15 protein-coding genes and 3 pseudogenes are annotated in these 15,666 nt (G+C 36.1%); 8 read left to right on the top strand and 10 right to left on the bottom strand.

The window, feature by feature from the left end; all coding sequences use genetic code 11:
- Positions 1 to 15: 15 nt before the first annotated feature.
- The 5 genes and pseudogenes from M1E96_RS06455 to M1E96_RS06435 all read left to right on the top strand — a co-directional run bounded on the left by M1E96_RS06455 (position 16) and on the right by M1E96_RS06435 (position 2,944).
- Positions 16 to 432 (top strand): antirestriction protein, encoded by a 417-nt coding sequence (locus M1E96_RS06455; RefSeq protein ID WP_104872834.1) that lies wholly within the window; start codon positions 16 to 18, stop codon positions 430 to 432.
- A gap of 59 nt (positions 433 to 491) precedes the next feature.
- Positions 492 to 817: pseudogene (locus tag M1E96_RS06450) on the top strand (DUF932 domain-containing protein); the annotation flags it as partial.
- Between the two features lie 58 nt (positions 818 to 875).
- The gene (locus tag M1E96_RS06445) at positions 876 to 1,379 is read left to right on the top strand and encodes a hypothetical protein (RefSeq protein WP_232006113.1); all 504 of its coding nucleotides are present in this window, start codon (positions 876 to 878) and stop codon (positions 1,377 to 1,379) included.
- 197 nt (positions 1,380 to 1,576) lie between these two features.
- Positions 1,577 to 2,008 (top strand): annotated as a pseudogene (locus M1E96_RS06440) (antirestriction protein); the annotation flags it as partial.
- Positions 2,009 to 2,107: 99 nt separating this feature from the next.
- The gene (locus M1E96_RS06435) at positions 2,108 to 2,944 is read left to right on the top strand and encodes a DUF932 domain-containing protein (protein ID WP_369427434.1); all 837 of its coding nucleotides are present in this window, start codon (positions 2,108 to 2,110) and stop codon (positions 2,942 to 2,944) included.
- A 161-nt stretch (positions 2,945 to 3,105) separates the two neighbouring features.
- Here the strand turns inward: M1E96_RS06435 and M1E96_RS06430 are convergent, their stop codons facing one another.
- From M1E96_RS06430 to M1E96_RS06410, 5 genes and pseudogenes are all read right to left on the bottom strand, one after another.
- On the bottom strand, positions 3,106 to 3,870 hold the full coding sequence (locus M1E96_RS06430) for a lecithin retinol acyltransferase family protein (RefSeq protein WP_104872837.1): 765 nt from the start codon (positions 3,868 to 3,870) through the stop codon (positions 3,106 to 3,108).
- A 914-nt stretch (positions 3,871 to 4,784) separates the two neighbouring features.
- Complete coding sequence (locus tag M1E96_RS06425; RefSeq protein ID WP_104872839.1) at positions 4,785 to 5,666, bottom strand: hypothetical protein; 882 nt, start codon at positions 5,664 to 5,666, stop codon at positions 4,785 to 4,787.
- Positions 5,667 to 6,478: 812 nt separating this feature from the next.
- A complete protein-coding gene (locus tag M1E96_RS06420) occupies positions 6,479 to 7,018 on the bottom strand; it encodes a hypothetical protein (protein WP_272581232.1) in 540 nt (179 codons plus the stop codon).
- Positions 7,019 to 7,041: 23 nt separating this feature from the next.
- Positions 7,042 to 7,178, bottom strand: a pseudogene (locus tag M1E96_RS06415) (IS3 family transposase); the annotation flags it as partial.
- Positions 7,179 to 7,194: 16 nt separating this feature from the next.
- A complete protein-coding gene (locus tag M1E96_RS06410) occupies positions 7,195 to 7,554 on the bottom strand; it encodes a DUF1090 family protein (RefSeq protein ID WP_070929954.1) in 360 nt (119 codons plus the stop codon).
- Positions 7,555 to 8,651: 1,097 nt separating this feature from the next.
- On the opposite strand from M1E96_RS06410, the gene M1E96_RS06405 reads away from it, so the two are divergent.
- Positions 8,652 to 9,038: a DUF805 domain-containing protein gene (locus M1E96_RS06405; RefSeq protein ID WP_272581233.1), complete on the top strand. Its 387-nt coding sequence runs from the start codon at positions 8,652 to 8,654 to the stop codon at positions 9,036 to 9,038.
- A 150-nt stretch (positions 9,039 to 9,188) separates the two neighbouring features.
- Here M1E96_RS06405 and M1E96_RS06400 read toward each other — a convergent pair whose 3' ends face one another.
- The 4 genes from M1E96_RS06400 to M1E96_RS06385 form a co-directional block, all read right to left on the bottom strand.
- Positions 9,189 to 9,629 carry a fimbrial protein gene (locus M1E96_RS06400; RefSeq protein ID WP_272581234.1) on the bottom strand — a complete coding sequence of 147 codons (441 nt, stop codon included), beginning with the start codon at positions 9,627 to 9,629 and terminating at the stop codon, positions 9,189 to 9,191.
- 145 nt (positions 9,630 to 9,774) lie between these two features.
- Entirely contained in the window at positions 9,775 to 10,227 is a 453-nt protein-coding gene (locus M1E96_RS06395) for a fimbrial protein (protein ID WP_337979859.1), read from the bottom strand.
- Positions 10,228 to 10,286: 59 nt separating this feature from the next.
- The gene (locus M1E96_RS06390) at positions 10,287 to 10,784 is read right to left on the bottom strand and encodes a hypothetical protein (protein ID WP_349485714.1); all 498 of its coding nucleotides are present in this window, start codon (positions 10,782 to 10,784) and stop codon (positions 10,287 to 10,289) included.
- Between the two features lie 17 nt (positions 10,785 to 10,801).
- Positions 10,802 to 11,185 (bottom strand): fimbrial protein, encoded by a 384-nt coding sequence (locus M1E96_RS06385; protein ID WP_349485713.1) that lies wholly within the window; start codon positions 11,183 to 11,185, stop codon positions 10,802 to 10,804.
- A 1,021-nt stretch (positions 11,186 to 12,206) separates the two neighbouring features.
- Here M1E96_RS06385 and M1E96_RS06380 point away from each other — a divergent pair.
- Entirely contained in the window at positions 12,207 to 13,301 is a 1,095-nt protein-coding gene (locus M1E96_RS06380; protein ID WP_272581238.1) for an acyl-CoA desaturase, read from the top strand.
- Positions 13,302 to 13,316: 15 nt separating this feature from the next.
- Here M1E96_RS06380 and M1E96_RS06375 read toward each other — a convergent pair whose 3' ends face one another.
- Positions 13,317 to 14,210 (bottom strand): hypothetical protein, encoded by an 894-nt coding sequence (locus M1E96_RS06375; RefSeq protein ID WP_272581239.1) that lies wholly within the window; start codon positions 14,208 to 14,210, stop codon positions 13,317 to 13,319.
- A gap of 421 nt (positions 14,211 to 14,631) precedes the next feature.
- On the opposite strand from M1E96_RS06375, the gene M1E96_RS06370 reads away from it, so the two are divergent.
- Positions 14,632 to 15,576, top strand: a complete 945-nt coding sequence (locus M1E96_RS06370; protein WP_369427433.1) for an ATP-grasp fold amidoligase family protein — start codon at positions 14,632 to 14,634, stop codon at positions 15,574 to 15,576.
- The last annotated feature ends 90 nt before the right edge of the window (positions 15,577 to 15,666 follow it).

Here is a 15,666-nt window from a genome sequence, read left to right as displayed (position 1 = left end):
CAAAAGGGCTTTTTTATGACACTTGAACCCATCATCTCAACACCCGCTTCCAACCGCCAGCGCACGCATTTTTGGCAAACTCATTTTGGCAACGTTAAAGGCTTTTCAACCTTTGAAGTGGTGATTTTTACTACCATGGGCCAGTTTTGTGAGGACTACCACGGCGGGTATTGGGAATATTGCACTTTATCTAATGGCGGCGCTTTTATTTATCCCGATTTGAATCAAGAGGAGCTTACGCTATTCAATCCGCATAATGGTAACGAAGCGGAACTCAATCCTGAAGCTGCGGGCATAGCTGTGTGTTTGATGATGTACAGTTTATGGTCCTTTCAAACGGAAAGTGACACCCTCGTCGATCGCTTTTATCAATTGCGTGATTATGCGGCGCAACATCCTGAACGTTCCGCTATTTTCCATTTAATCGATTAACCTCGCCCTTATTTACGCCGACTTCTTATCTATCTACTTTATTTTAAAGGAAATTCATTATGACTCGCTTAGCATCCCGCTTTGGTGCGGCAAATAGTATCCGTCGCGACCGCCCATTAACGATTGAAGAATTGTTTCGCACAGTACCCAGTGTGTTTTCAGAAGAAAAATATGAATCTCGTAGCGAAAAGTGCACTTATATTCCTACATACCTTACTCGATAGTTTACAGAAAGAAGGTTCTTATCCCTTCTTTTACATGCCAAACTCGTGTGCGAGATGAAAGCCGTCGCGATCATACTAAGCATATGTTGCGCCTGAGACGCCACGATCAAATTACAGGTAGCCAAGTGCCGGAAATTATATTGCTTAATAGTCATGATGGTAGAATTATTTATGATCCACTATGTTATTCTGACAGGGTATCTACGAAAAGGAAAATGTATGAAACGATCAATCCAACTACCGTTAATTGTTCTTACTTCTTTATTAGTTATTCCATTGAGCTATGCAACTCCACATAAGGATTTACGCCAAGCTCATCTATCTCGTTGTGCTAAACCTGTGTTTTATGCTCAAACAGCGAACCATAAGAAGGAAGTTGAAATCTGCATTGTTTCACCTTCTGTATCTTATTCTTTTGGTAAAGTGGGGGTAGAAAAAAAAGAGATGGATATCTTTGTACCTGCAAACAGAACTTCATTTGCTAGTCAAAGTAATCGGTTTTATAGCATCAGTGAGTTTACTATCCGTAATGGTGATACTACCTATCTTGTCAGTGACGGCCATAATGAAGAAGGTCAGCCTTTTAGCACACTCAATGTCTATAAAGGATCCGTAGAGACAGGAAAGCACCTTGTTGAGATTAAACTAGATCCCAAAACCGTCGTGAATAACATCGGTTATCAATTAGCAGATGAAGGGATCCCCGAATCTGATTCATTATAAAAGCATCATCAGACTAACCCATTAATTAACTTACATTTATTTTTATATCTATATTATTTTAGTGAATCAATCATCAGAATGAGTCACTAAAAATGATACTCAATATACCTATCATTTTTAGAAAGCTCTGCACCACAAGGTGTAGGGCTTTTTTGTTTATTACTGTCTATCAATATCGACTGAATTGGAGTTCTATTATGTTTACTTTACAAGAGCAAGAATCAACGGTTATCAAAACCAACCTCGTCAATTCCCGTGGTCGTAGTACCTTCTGGCGTTTTTACTTTGGTACTGTGCCAGACTGGCAACGTATTGAAGGCGATATCTTTAATCTGATGGATAAGATGTGTGAGGTCTATCAAGGTGCTTTCTGGGAGTTCAGTATGCTGTCTAATGGCGGCGCATTTATCTGGCCTGATATGCTCGAAACCTCCCTGCAAATGTTTAACCCGCATAACGGAAATGAAGCTGAGTTAAGCCCTGAAGCAGCCGGTATCGCAGTTTGTCTAATGGTGTATAGCATCTGGTCATTTAAAACCGAAAGCCCTGTGCTGGTGGAATATTTTTACCTGTTGCGTGATTACGCTATACAGCATCCGGAGCAAGCTCAAATCTTTCGCCTTGTAGACTTATTTATCAGTCACGGTTTTATCTTTCCCCCCACCAGCAATCTTCATTTAATCCATTTATCGAATTATTTATCAGTTTAATTATTGAGGAGAACCCCTATGTCTCGTTTAGCTTCCCGTTTTGGCAATGCTTGCTCTATTCGTCGTGACCGCCCATTAACCATCGAAGAATTGTTTCGCACAGTACCCAGTGTGTTTTCAGAAGAAAAACATGAATCTCGTAGCGAAAAGTACACTTATATTCCTACTATTACCTTACTCGATAGTTTACAGAAAGAAGGTTTTTACCCGTTCTTTGCCTGTCAAACTCGTGTGCGAGATGACAGCCGTCGTGAGCACACTAAGCATATGCTACGACTTCGGCGGCATGACCAAATCACGGGGGTACAAGTCCCTGAAATTATTCTGCTGAATAGCCATGATGGTTCGAGTAGTTATCAGATGTTGCCGGGGTTATTTAGAGCGGTATGTTCGAATGGTTTAGTCTGCGGAGACACCTTTGGTGAAGTACGTGTACCCCATAAAGGGGATGTTGTCAGCAAGGTCATTGAAGGGGCTTATGAGGTACTGGAAACTTTCGACACCATAGCTGAAAAGCGTGAACAGATGCAATCTCTTCTATTACCGCCACCAGCACAGCAAACCTTGGCACAAGCTGCCTTGACGTATCGCTTTGGTGAGGAACATAAACCTATTACCGAGGAACAAGCATTACAACCTCGTCGCTGGGAAGATAAGAAAGATGATCTTTGGACGATATATCAACGCTTGCAAGAAAATTTAATCAAGGGGGGATTATCTGGTAGGAACGCTAAAGGCAAACGTGCTCGCACTCGTTCTGTGAATGGTATCGATGGGGATATTAAATTGAATAAGGCATTGTGGGTGATGACTGAAAAGATGCATGAGCATTTTTCTGGAAGGGAAAGAGTATAGAAATAACAGCACATTGTTTTTCATAAAATAATGTGCTGCTATCTATTTGTTAGTAGCTTTATTTTTTGTTAAACAGAAATTATTTACAGGGTCGGGGCGCTCGAACCTTAGTTTTCTCTAAATGTTTATACAAGAGCAGATGGTTCATTCACATTAGGCAATTAATCAAATATCTTACCCCAAAGGTACTTAACACCTAAACCAACTCCAGCGGCAACGGCCACACCAACAATGACTGGTGCAGCACCTACAGCACTTACTCCTGTTAATGCCGACAACGCGACGGTTGTTCCCCCCGAAGCTGCAACCCCACTCGAGATCCCAGCCGCACTTCCTCCAACCACACCTGCTAAATTTGAAGCTGTAGACGTTGCCACAAAAGAGTTAATGGCACTTGATGTTGTGGTTGAAGCAACGGTTGAATTTATTATTGTTGGTGCTGTGGTTCTTAGTGCGCTAGTGCTAGCTGCATTCACAACGGTTTTCAGCAGACCAGCACTAGCTTGTGCTCCGTTTAAATATTTATATATTGTGTATCCATTGTAAGAAACATTGACAACATTAACTGTTGCTTTTACAACGGACTGTACCTGCTTACTTTCCTTTGTTCCAGTGACGCACCAGTTGGCGAAGTGTTCACAATTATTTGTAGCTACATTGTAATCATCTTCACCTATTTTTTTTCTAGCTCTGTTAACTATTTCTTCTGGAGTGTAGATTGAGTATTCATGTTGAACAACGCCAATAAGTTGCTTTTCGCCTGAAAATTCAATAAGCGTTGTTTCTTGAATGCCGTCTTTAGAAAGACCATGTGAAAGGCCTGCATAGTGAACCACTTTATCACCACCAATATAAATACCATGGTGTGTGTAGCCTGTTCGTGGAGAATAAATATGATCTCCTACTTTCAGATTTAATGTGCCCATTTTTTTACCTTTTGGAATTTTCTATTATAATAGTATTCTTATTTTAAATCTAACTAAAGTCAAATTTTAATTAATGTAAATCTAGTGACCTTATGGTGGCATGAAATTATGGAACTCAACATAACTCTGGCTTTACAGCCTTTAAACCATCATAAGGGTCAGTCTTAAAGTATAGGCGGCTAATATGCAGAACTTCATTTGGGAGAGGTCAAATCCGGCATCCATACAACCTTAGAATAGTGTGTGGTATGTGTATCACACTCGCTTAGGGTATGGGTAGTTATTACATCACTGCTACTATCTCCTAATTTATTCTCGATCAAAAGTTATACCCCGTAAGTTTCCGCAATTGTCACTAGTGTTGACAATTACCGGGAAGGAAGTACTACTACCTAGCCATTGTCAGCATTTACTGATTAATATGCGGTATTTATGCAGTTATTGGGTGAGTTCCAGTGAGGTGATGATAGGCTCGAAATGCTTACCTATAAATATGCATTTGAATACATACATCTGATTGTTTTTTTATTCAATCTAGTTTTTAATTATTTATGATGAGAGATGGTATAGAGTGGTTGAGTTTTCTCCAACCACTCTATACTAAGAGACTAAAATAGGTTCATAAGTTTATTCAGTGCTTTTTTTCGTTTTATGATCATGTAGTCATCTATGTCATTTACATTGTTCAAAGCTGCATAGATCAGAACATCAAGAGGTAAGCTAGTTGACATAGTTTTTCCACCATACTCATACTGAACTGAACCCATCTGTTTTATAATATAATCTTTAGAAATTTTATTGTATTCCCACACAATAATTTCTTCACCTTTTAAAATATGGGTAAGAGAATATCTTTTAACATTATTTTCTGCATATTGATTAGCTTCTTGTTCTTCTTCTGTCTTTCTTCCACTTTATTCAAGGAATTTTAGCTTAGTTTCAGTTTCTTCAAAGAGAACTTTATTTTTAGTTAATTCATCTGTTAATTGTGAATTAATAACATTACGAACATTTGTACTGTATTGTTCTAACAAACTATGGTATTCGGCAATTTTGCGATCTTTTTCTTCTGAACAGTCGTTGGCTATTTTTTTCGTGGTTTCTTCGCTTAACCCTTGTTTTCTTACTAATTTATCGTAATCTGGCTTGTATGACCTTGAAATACAATTTTCTAATTCCTTATCGTAATCTGTGGGTTCGTAACGACTCAAATGATCAACACATATTTTTTTCATTTCTTCATTATGTTTTGAGTTTATTTCATCAATCCAGTGTTTATCATTTCTAAGCGATTGTATAGCATCGTAAGTTTCACGGGCTACGCACTGTTTGTATAAACCATAACTTTGCCCTCCCCCCTCTATTGCGAACTTGTATTTAACATGAGCACCAGAATCAGTGTCATTTTTTTCTATAAGATACTGGTATAGAGCATAATATTCATCAAAGTCCATGTGTAATGGACCGTTGTTAAATTCTAGTCTTGCTATTTCATCAAGTTTTTGTGCTTCTGGTGAGTAACTGTAACTCCTAATAGCATCAAATATATATCCTTGGTATTCTTGATCTTTCCTTAGTGCAAAAATATTGTTATCGTCATTTAATAATTTTGTGATAATTTCATTATGTTCTTTGATGTTACCCAGCGTATTTTTTGCCCTTTCAATTTCGCTTTCAGTTTTATCAACCGCGAGTTTTAGACCTTCTTGTTTTGAAGTGTTTCTCAGATTATTGGCATAGCCTTCATCAAATGAGAAATGCGTTTTGCCTTTATTTAAGTTACAAGTGTACTGCACCGTTTTAGTTTCTTTATTCTCTTACCATAGAACACTACCGCAAACACCTCGATTATCAAGTATTTGGCCTATAGTATAATTATTGAAACCTTCGAAATGTTGATTTTTAACTTCATCGATGGGACTATCGCCACACCCAGCTAATAGGGCGATACAGGAAGTCATTACTATTTTTTTGAACATATCTATTCTATGCCTTTTTTATCATAATTTTCATTATTATAAGTCATAAATCGTATTTAAAGTAAACTTAATAAAAAGAATATATGTACGCAAATACATATTGTCAAAGTCAAGGGGAGTGGACACTAGCTTTAGTGCGTATACTATAATAGGTTATTGGGCTACCCTCTATGACTTGATAATTTTTAGATTTATTTTGAATGATCTCACACAAGTTGTTTTTAATCAAGGAACAGAAATAAGGTAAAATCCTCATTTTCCCCTTTACCACACTAGCTAAAGTATTAACCTCTGAGATAAAATAGCAATTTTTGTATTTGTTGATAAAACACCAAGTTACAGTTAGTAAGTGCTCCACTAAATCTAACGCTTAAAAATCAATCAAATTATTTTTAGGCACCTTAATAGGCACTTTTCAAAAGTTGAATTGAAAATTAGCACTATAAAATCATTTAGTTAAGCGACGAATTCAGACTCCGCCAGCGCAGAAAGTCTAATTATAACTATCTTATTTTAGGGGAAGTGGACACTACCACATATGAAAATGGTTATTTTGATGTAGTGATAATTTAGATGATACTAATTATGCATATTAGCTATCTGATACAACTAGAGAGTAATATGGAATTTCATTTCTGAGTATTTTCTTGTGCTTTCTTGTGAATTTCGTCTCGCATTTCAGCTGTGATTTTTTGGTAAATCTCTAATGTTCCATCATCACGAGCAAGACCCATAAAGATATCCTTACCTCTTTTCTGAATTATAACTGATACTTTTACAGGCTCTATATCACCGAAATTTTTTGGCTCTATTTTCCCATTAATTTTGTAGGTAATCTTAGTGATTTTCTGCATTAATATGCTGGATTTTACGTCAAATTTCCACGTAGAGTCTTGCTTTATTTCTTCTACATTATCACCAACTTGGATCCGCAATGAATCAACAGCAGTACCATTTGGAGCAAAACTCATCATTTTGAGAATTTTTATTTCTTGTGTATTATTTACATCAATCCAATAACCATACAAGTCACTTTCAGAGTATGGCTGTGGGATTGTTTCAATTTTTATACCTTCCTCTATATCCAGATCTGCATCAGCAATACTGACGTTAGGGATACAAGAAAATGCAAACAATATAACAAGTGATAGGAATATTTTTTTCATCATTTGTTCAAAAATCGTTTTATGTAGAGCACATTGATAATTCGGTTTGCAGGCAACGAAGTATCGACTTCAATTGCCAAGCACTCACGCGTTCCTTCATCAATAATATTCACTGCCAGAAACGGTTACCATAATATAAACTTTCATACATAAAATCTAACGCCTATTGAACACTAAAACTAGTCAATATTTTTTAGCTCTTCAATAATTTCCTTCAATTCTTTTAACTCCAATTCAAGTAATCTCTCCCTTGAGTTATTATCATACAACCTAGTTGGCCCAGTTGCTCCCGAGTAATGGTCATACAATCTCGTTGGCCCAGTTGCTCCCGAATAATGATCATAACAATTAGATTTTACGTTTGATATCGCACGTTCCAGAGCTTGTACTCTATATGTATTACCGTAGTCCTTGGCATATTTTAATTGTTTTTCAAGATTATATATTTTCTTATCGCATTTATAGGCTTTGGTGCCCGCCAAAGAAGATAATGGTAAAAAAAACAGCAATAATGATGTAACCAGTATTTTAATTTTCATAGTATATTCTACCTAAAAAAATATCCTCTGCTTTAAATTTACCTTATATCATCATTTTTTGACTAGTTTGAATACCGGAACTATCTCAAACACAGTCAACGTCATTATATATATCCAATTTAAATGGAATTTTTAGTTATCTTTAATCACCTATCTCGCTAGTAGACTTGTTATTTATGTTGCACTTCACCAATTAGTCAAAATTGTCTGCTAGCAGTATCAGTATATCTCCATAAATCAGGATGTTTGGTATTCGCTATAATATCAAAAGACAGTGCATGACTATCTCAAATTACAAACCGTGTAAAATTTACGCCCATCACTCTAATTTATCTGGCATACGTATATCCCCTTCCTTTTTAAAGTGTCAAAAATTTAATGACAAGTTCTGATATGATTAGTTTAACTACAGGAGCACTATATTTAAATATCCTAACCATCCTAAGTAATATCGCTTAGGCCATTTTGACAACAAATGTTTTCGCCTTTCACACCTGAATCGGTAAATTTCAAAATACTCACTATTTGGATTTTAATCCAACTGATTTTATTATAATAACTTGCTTTTAAAGTAGACAAACAGCATCATCACTAACAGAGTAAAACCTCAGGTATATTATTTATCTTTGTCAATAATTATCGCCTCCTCAAAAGAAAATAATGACTATTGAAAATTGAAAGTACATTTCAGACTTTCATATTCCAATATAATTACCAGCCCTATCAAATTCACTTTAATAAAATCTTACATTACTATAATTTACATATCATTATCCAATCTATATACTTCCTCATCTAACTTTTTCAATTAAAAATTAACGTATAAATAAGTATTTGGGCATTATTGAAAATAGCCATACTCCCTTTTATAAAAGCTAGATACAAATAATATTAGACGTTATATTCGATAAGTTTTATCACCTACTCTCTGATTAGGATGAGTTTTATTAATGATAGTAATGAAAAGCCCAATAATATTGTTTACTTTTTTGCATGATTATTTTTTCTAGTCTTATTATAAAACCATCATTTATATTAATTTTTCTAGTCGGTCTATTTTATAAATTTAACTTAGATTTTTATATCTATGAGGCTCTATGCTTACTACAATCCTTCATTTTCTGAAAACATCATTTAGCCTTAAAGGTCGAGCTACTAGATGGGATTATTGGTCTTTTCAAATATTCAACATTCCTCTAATCAACCTAAGCATCTATATTTTAAATTATACGGGTAGATTTCACTTTCCTCGGGGTGAATTATTCGATGATACTCTAATTATCCTCGCATTTGCTTATTTAATTTTTGGTGCTACATATACAACAATACTTACAGTTAGACGACTGCATGACATCGGTTATTCTGGATGGTTAGTATTAATTCAATTTATTCCATATTTAGGATTCATTCTTGTTTTTGCTATGTTCTTTAAAGGCGATGTAGGACCTAACAAGTTTGGTGATGACCCAAAACAAAAAGACTAATTGTAATATTAATGCCCCATAATAGGGGCTACTTTAAACGGCATTTAACGAGTAATACATAACTTTTTCTAGATACTGCTAATCCAATAATCGCTTCATTATTCTCTAACTTAACTCATTTCCGCAAACTGAAAATAGCATGTCAATAAATTACAAATATTCCATACTAAAAGTCACATCGGTATTAGCAGAACCTGCGATAATTGTTCCCCCCGTAGAAACATATTGTGCATAAAAAACAAGCGTTGCACTTTTCTGGCCAGCCTCAAGGGGATAGGCAATACTCGCCGTTCCTGGCGAAATGCGAGTCTTATTCCGATCCAAAATAGCTACGCCCACATGTGATGCAGTACTCGTAGGATCCAATTTAAATAAACTACTATTATTACTGTCTACAGTGCCATTGAAAGTCACTTTCACTCCTGAAGCGATCGAACCACAATCTTCTAAATTAAAAGTAAAGCGAACCGCTGAAGTAGCAGGCTCCGCTGTTGCTGTAAATTGCTTTATCGTCCATGAACCTAAATTAACTGTTTGATTCAAAGTTCCAATACTCACAGTACAGGTGCTGGAGACGATTGTGGCACGCATATATAAGTTTGTGATCCCAACATCCCCCCGAGACAGCGGAATGTAGACTACTCCTAACCATTAACATTTGCCTTATTTTGCAATTCACTTTTATAAAACGGATTAAATAGAGTGTTATCATCCCCATATCATCACCTTATTTTGATTAAGGAAAATCTACACGTATATAAGCTTGAGATGTCACCGTTCCTTCCACTGGCTGTTTCCCTGTGATACTAATAGGGTAAATGCGTAAAGTTGCTATCGCGCTCTGAGCGCTGTCGAGCGTAAATGGTATATAACTCGATGTATTATTGGGGATCAATGGATTACCATCAGAATTTGCTACAACAAATCCCACATCACTATTATTTGAAACAACCGCATTACCAGAAACATTATCTGCTTGCAGGCGAAGCGTCATTGCGCTGCCAGCGCCAACATTGTCACATTGAATATTAATCGTACGCACAATTTCATTGACTCCATTCGGTTTTTCACCTGCGTTCTTAAACTCTGAACTGGAAATATTCCCAAAATCTACATCAATAACCTGCCCACCATTAAAACTACAAGATTCAACTACCGTAATATTCAAATTTAAATATAAGTGGAACAATGTCAGTGTTTTCGCCTGACAAGTTTGTGTGTTTGATGAACAAACCCCTCTTTCACCAACTAAAATATTCGTCCGATAAGTTCCCCAACCAAAGGTTTATCTATACGGATCGCCGTATCATAGGTTGTTTCAGGCCACCATGTAAAAGTATTTGGATTATAACTGTAAATAACACATGAACCTGGATATAAATTTTGAATATTAAAAGGGACATATGCGATAGAACAACCATCACTAAACTTTACTCCAACTGAAATATAATCATTAATTGGATGGAATACCCAACTCTGCGGTTTTGTTCCTGACACAGGCACCGTTCCCCCTGCAAAAACAAACCATATATTTAAATACCCCCCCTCATTATTTTGATTAACAGTCATTGTATAAGCATTTAATTTCACAGGACTACTTGAGTAAATTGCCCCAACTTTATTTTCCCTTGCTTTTAACGATGTCGTTAATGTCGCGGTAACATCATTACATCCTGATAGACATGTCACTGCCTGTATTTCTATTGAAAATAAAATAACTAACAATGTAATAATCAGTTTTCGCATAATTACCCCAACAGGCCTCAATTAAAGGTACCCGTGAAAGCAGAACCAGAAGCACCACCGGCAGTATTACTGATTGCTAATACCGTAGGATCGACGCTGTCGACGGTACCACTAAATGCAGTTGATACTTGAGTCGATACTGTACTATCACAATCTTCTAACTCGATATTAAAAAGGACAGAGTTTGAGCGAACCCCCATAGCTGTAAACAATGCCGAGCGATATTCTCCCATATACACATTTTGATTATTCGACGATGCACTCACAGCACAACCGGCATTCACGATTGAACCAGAAAAATGTATGGCTCCACCATTAACGGTTACAGCAAAAGCGATATTTACGCTAAAAACCAATAATAGCGATAGTACACAATAAGTTACTAACGATTTGTTTAACATAAGTGAGCCCCCATCCCACTGACACTTAATTGAATTAATATCAATAATAAGTATAAGTTGAGTTAACAGCCTTAAATATTAGTAAAAGCTAGAAAACGAGCTAGCTAAAAACAAACACATCATAAAAAGATGACTTATTGGAAATAATAGAATAAAGCCATAAAAACACCAAGTCACCACTATAAAAAAAACATAATATTTACTACTATGATTAACCTTATCTGTCGTGTTTCCTTTATCTGTGAAGCGATATATTTAACTCAATGTTTTTAAATCATTAATGAGAATATCTACTCTAAATAATTCAAGATGCAGCTAAGAGCATACATAAGTATGTGATGAGTCACGAATGAACATAGTCAACAACGCTCTAACTTGAAGTATGACGAGTATAAGCACTACTATCTTAAAGGCATTAATAATATTCTTGAATAATTGAATATATTTATTAATGACGATAATTCACCACAAATATTAACCAGAACTAGGCTTTCAGTTAAATGCTTTTCAAATAAGCAAAATAATGAATAAACATATTTCCGCCCTTATGTTGTATTTAGCGCAGGTGTTCAATGGCTATTTTAACCATTATTAGCAGCTGTTAAAAAGAATCAGTTTGTTAGGCTAAAAAATACTATTATGCCTGCTGAAATGTTATTTGAGCATCTATTGCGAGCGACTTAGCATTCGAAATTGAAAGACTGTTATCGTATTTCAGCGAACCACTTCTAGAAACAGAAAAATTTTTGAAGCAAGTACTAACTTAGCTAGCGCTGCTTCTCCCTATCGGAACTATAAAATTAAGCAATGCAATGCGTTTTGGCATTGGCCTGTTTGGATATACCTGTACATTAGAGATGACCGAAATGTATCGGGACGTTGAGAAACCAGAAGATGAACTTTATCAATGTCTTAACATTATAAGATGATGAATTGATGCGATTAGAAAAAGTAGATCCTTTGTTGCAAGGATTGATTGAGGCATAATAAATGACGCATTTTATCAAAAAAATATAAAACGATGAGCACACAACTGAACGAATTGCATTTTACACACGCTAATGAGCACGCTTTTCATGATGCATTAAAACAAGCGAGCCATAACTATCTCAATAGTAAAAACGATCATGTATATGCAAGCAAGAAAGATATTTTTCTGATTATCAGCATGATAGTCCTTGCTATCATCTGTTATATTCCTACATTGCTAACATCTTCAACGGTTGTGTATATTGCTGGCTATGTTGGCTTTGTGTTACTCATCATGCTGTTGAATGTATTAGGCCAGCACGATGCTTGTCACAATACTTTGTTTAAGCAAACGTGGCTAAATCGTATTTTTGGCCGTTTAGTCACGCTGCCACTAGGGCTAGAGCCTGAGTTTTGGCGAGTCCGCCATGTCTATTTTCATCACCGCTATGCCAATATTGAACATTACGATTTAGATACCGAGGAAAATGGTATTTTTAGGCAAACACCCTTTCAAAACTGGCGTCCAATGATGAAGTATCAACATGTTTATTGGCCAATCGTCGCATCGTTCTCGCTTACATGGATTGCATTAGTATTTGATTGGTCTGATAGAACGGGAAAAACGCCACTTAAATCGCGGAAAGTACTAGAAGGTAAATTGGGTTGGGCATTATTTTTAGGTAGTAAAATATGCCATCTGTTACTGATGCTTGGGCTACCTTTATGGGTTGCACACCTCCATGGTATAGACATCATGACTATCTTACTCACTTACCTAGCGAGTCAAATGGTCGCTTCTTTATTTGTCGTTTATTTATTGCTTGGTACACATTGGGCTGAAACGGCGTTTTTTGAGGCACCGAATAACCAGCAAATGCCTCATGGTTGGTATTATCACAATTTTGTGACTGCTTGTGATTGGTTGCCCTCACCCAAATGGTTATGGCGCTTGACTGGCGGGCTAAACTACCATCTTACCCACCATTTATTTCCCGGTTGGCACCATCGCCATTACCCCGCGTTAGCCGCCATTATTGCTCGGTTAGCCAAACAATATGATCTGCCTTATCGTTGTATTAGCTACCGGCAATTACTGGATGCTCAAATCCGCTTTTTACGTAAAATGGGTGAAGTGCCGAAATAGTACATCTCACTGATTTTATGCTGAATATTGCGCTATCCCTGTATATCCGTTGCCTTGATACAACGTCTTAACCTCTCCTGTATTCAAGGCGATTTGATATACTCCACCGAGTAAATCAGTAACATACATTAGCTGAGCGGACTTATCATAAGTTAAACCGATCGCTTCATTGAAACCACGACAAATCACCTGATGATTGCTCAAACCGTTTTCAGTAATATCTGCTTTATTCAAGCTATTACCATTCGGTTCGCCACCGCGATCTGTCCAATAGAGAATATGTTCTTCCCCATCCAGTAACAAATCAATAGGTTCAGGTAATTTGTCGAGTAGTAGCTCAATATCCTGTCGATGAGTAGGTTCAGTATTCACTGTTGGTCGTAGTGGCGCTCTAAACAAACGACCTTGATTGCCTTTTGACATACCTTTTTGTGTCCAGTATAGCCAATTGTTCTCAATATCCACGGTAATACCAACACACTGGTCGAGTATGTCGACTTTACCTTGAGGATCTCTAGGCCGCTCAACATGTGTCTGTAAATCACTACCATCAACATTACATGATGAAACTTTTCCGCCTTCTCTATCGCACCAATATAATCGTTGGTTAATTTGATCAAGTTGTAATTGTTTTGGTGTACGAATTCTCCCGTGACTGACTAATACTTTTCGATTAGTACCATTAAAGTTGATCACATTGATAGAGCCATCATCGGCTTCAAAGTCTTCCCCCATGTTGCTCCAATAAATTAAACGGTTTTCAGGATCAACGGTAATCCCATCAGGCGTGCCGCCAAGCCCTTCAAGAAGGTTATGTATTTGGCCTGTAGATTTGTGATATTCAACAATGGCGGGGCTATGGATATCAAGCAGTAACAAGTAAGGTTGGGACAGTGGTTTATCGTTCACTACATATACCTCATCATACATTTGATTAACTTTACATCAATAAATATAGATGAGTGGCTATTAGTTAGCTAACTAATACTCTAAAAATTAAATAATTCCTTAAGGTTAACTTAGCGTTCGACTGTTACTATCAGATAGTCTTGGCATCCTTGTGTACATTTATAAAATAAACTGACGAATATTGATATAAAAACAAACAAATATAGGATTTAATTACCTTGCTAATATAAAGGTTATTTATTATCTGTTTAATAAAAATATCACTTAAGATAGAAAATATAGAAAAATAAAAAATCAGAAAATTTAACAATACCCTCCATATTTAATATCTATTTATGTTTACCTAAATATAATTGCTGAGCAATTTTAAGTTTTTAAAATTTTATTAAATAATAACATAAAGAATGGTTAGGCGACTCATATGAAAAAAGTCGAATATTTACTCAAAAAACTACGCACTTTAGTCATCAGCGATAAACTCTATCTCACTAATAAATTTAGGAAAAAACTAGGTTACATCCCTAATATTGAAGTACCTAAAAGTTTTAATGAGAAAGTTAATCACCGTATGATATATGATAAAAATCCGCTATATACACAGCTTGCTGATAAACTCACGGCTCGTGAATATGTGACACGGAAAATAGGCGAACAATATTTAGTACCAATTTTAGCCGCCTATAACAATGTTAATGAGATCAATATTGATAAACTACCCGAGCGCTTTGTATTAAAGTGTAATCATGACAGTGGCAGTAGTATTATTTGTACAAATAAAACAACATTTGATTTACAAAAAGCCAAACATAAACTTTCACGCCACATGACGAGAAATTTGTATTACATCACCCGTGAACGTCATTATAAAGATATTAAAGCAAAAATAATTTGCGAAGAATATATCGATTTATCAACACATAGAGATAAACAATTAGCCATAGAAACCTGCCGCATTCACTGCTTTTCAGGCAAACCTATGTATGCTGAAATTAATTTCATCGATACAAAGGGAAATATGTATGCCAATATTTATGATACTGATTGGTTACTACAACCTATTGTGGTTGATTTTCCAAACACACCTAAAGACGTTGCCGAACCAAATTTGTTTCAAGAAATGTTACGGCTTGCACAAAAACTCACTAGCCCATTTGACTATTGCCGAGCTGATTTTTTAATGACCGATAACACGCTCTATTTTAGTGAAATGACTTTCACACCAAATGCAGGACGTTTCCCTATTCAGCCGTTATCGTGGGATTTCAGATTAGGTGAAATGTGGGAGCAACGTATCACTGGTTTAACGGATAATATTGAAATAGAGGGAGCATTCGCCGCTGCATCGTTTACTAGCAAGAAAAAATAGCCTATATGTTCAATAATTCAAGCGCTAAGAACCAGCAAGCCTAGTTCTTCAACACAAAGCGCTATAATTTCAAGTTCATGGATATATAAA

It is taken from the genome of Providencia sp. PROV236, assembly GCF_033676985.1.
Lineage (GTDB): Bacteria > Pseudomonadota > Gammaproteobacteria > Enterobacterales > Enterobacteriaceae > Providencia > Providencia manganoxydans.
This window is presented reverse-complemented; position numbering and strand designations above follow the sequence as displayed.

Bases quoted from the DNA above. Each gene is read 5' to 3' on its own strand.
- M1E96_RS06385 (WP_349485713.1), bottom strand. From the start codon at position 11,185: ATGTTAAACAAATCGTTAGTAACTTATTGTGTACTATCGCTATTATTG.
- M1E96_RS06420 (WP_272581232.1), bottom strand. From the start codon at position 7,018: ATGATGAAAAAAATATTCCTATCACTTGTTATATTGTTTGCATTTTCT.
- M1E96_RS06430 (WP_104872837.1), bottom strand. From the start codon at position 3,870: ATGGGCACATTAAATCTGAAAGTAGGAGATCATATTTATTCTCCACGA.
- M1E96_RS06370 (WP_369427433.1), top strand. From the start codon at position 14,632: ATGAAAAAAGTCGAATATTTACTCAAAAAACTACGCACTTTAGTCATC.
- M1E96_RS06435 (WP_369427434.1), top strand. From the start codon at position 2,108: ATGTCTCGTTTAGCTTCCCGTTTTGGCAATGCTTGCTCTATTCGTCGT.
- M1E96_RS06445 (WP_232006113.1), top strand. From the start codon at position 876: ATGAAACGATCAATCCAACTACCGTTAATTGTTCTTACTTCTTTATTA.
- M1E96_RS06455 (WP_104872834.1), top strand. From the start codon at position 16: ATGACACTTGAACCCATCATCTCAACACCCGCTTCCAACCGCCAGCGC.
- M1E96_RS06390 (WP_349485714.1), bottom strand. From the start codon at position 10,784: ATGCGAAAACTGATTATTACATTGTTAGTTATTTTATTTTCAATAGAA.
- M1E96_RS06400 (WP_272581234.1), bottom strand. From the start codon at position 9,629: ATGCGTGCCACAATCGTCTCCAGCACCTGTACTGTGAGTATTGGAACT.
- M1E96_RS06410 (WP_070929954.1), bottom strand. From the start codon at position 7,554: ATGAAAATTAAAATACTGGTTACATCATTATTGCTGTTTTTTTTACCA.
- M1E96_RS06405 (WP_272581233.1), top strand. From the start codon at position 8,652: ATGCTTACTACAATCCTTCATTTTCTGAAAACATCATTTAGCCTTAAA.
- M1E96_RS06380 (WP_272581238.1), top strand. From the start codon at position 12,207: ATGAGCACACAACTGAACGAATTGCATTTTACACACGCTAATGAGCAC.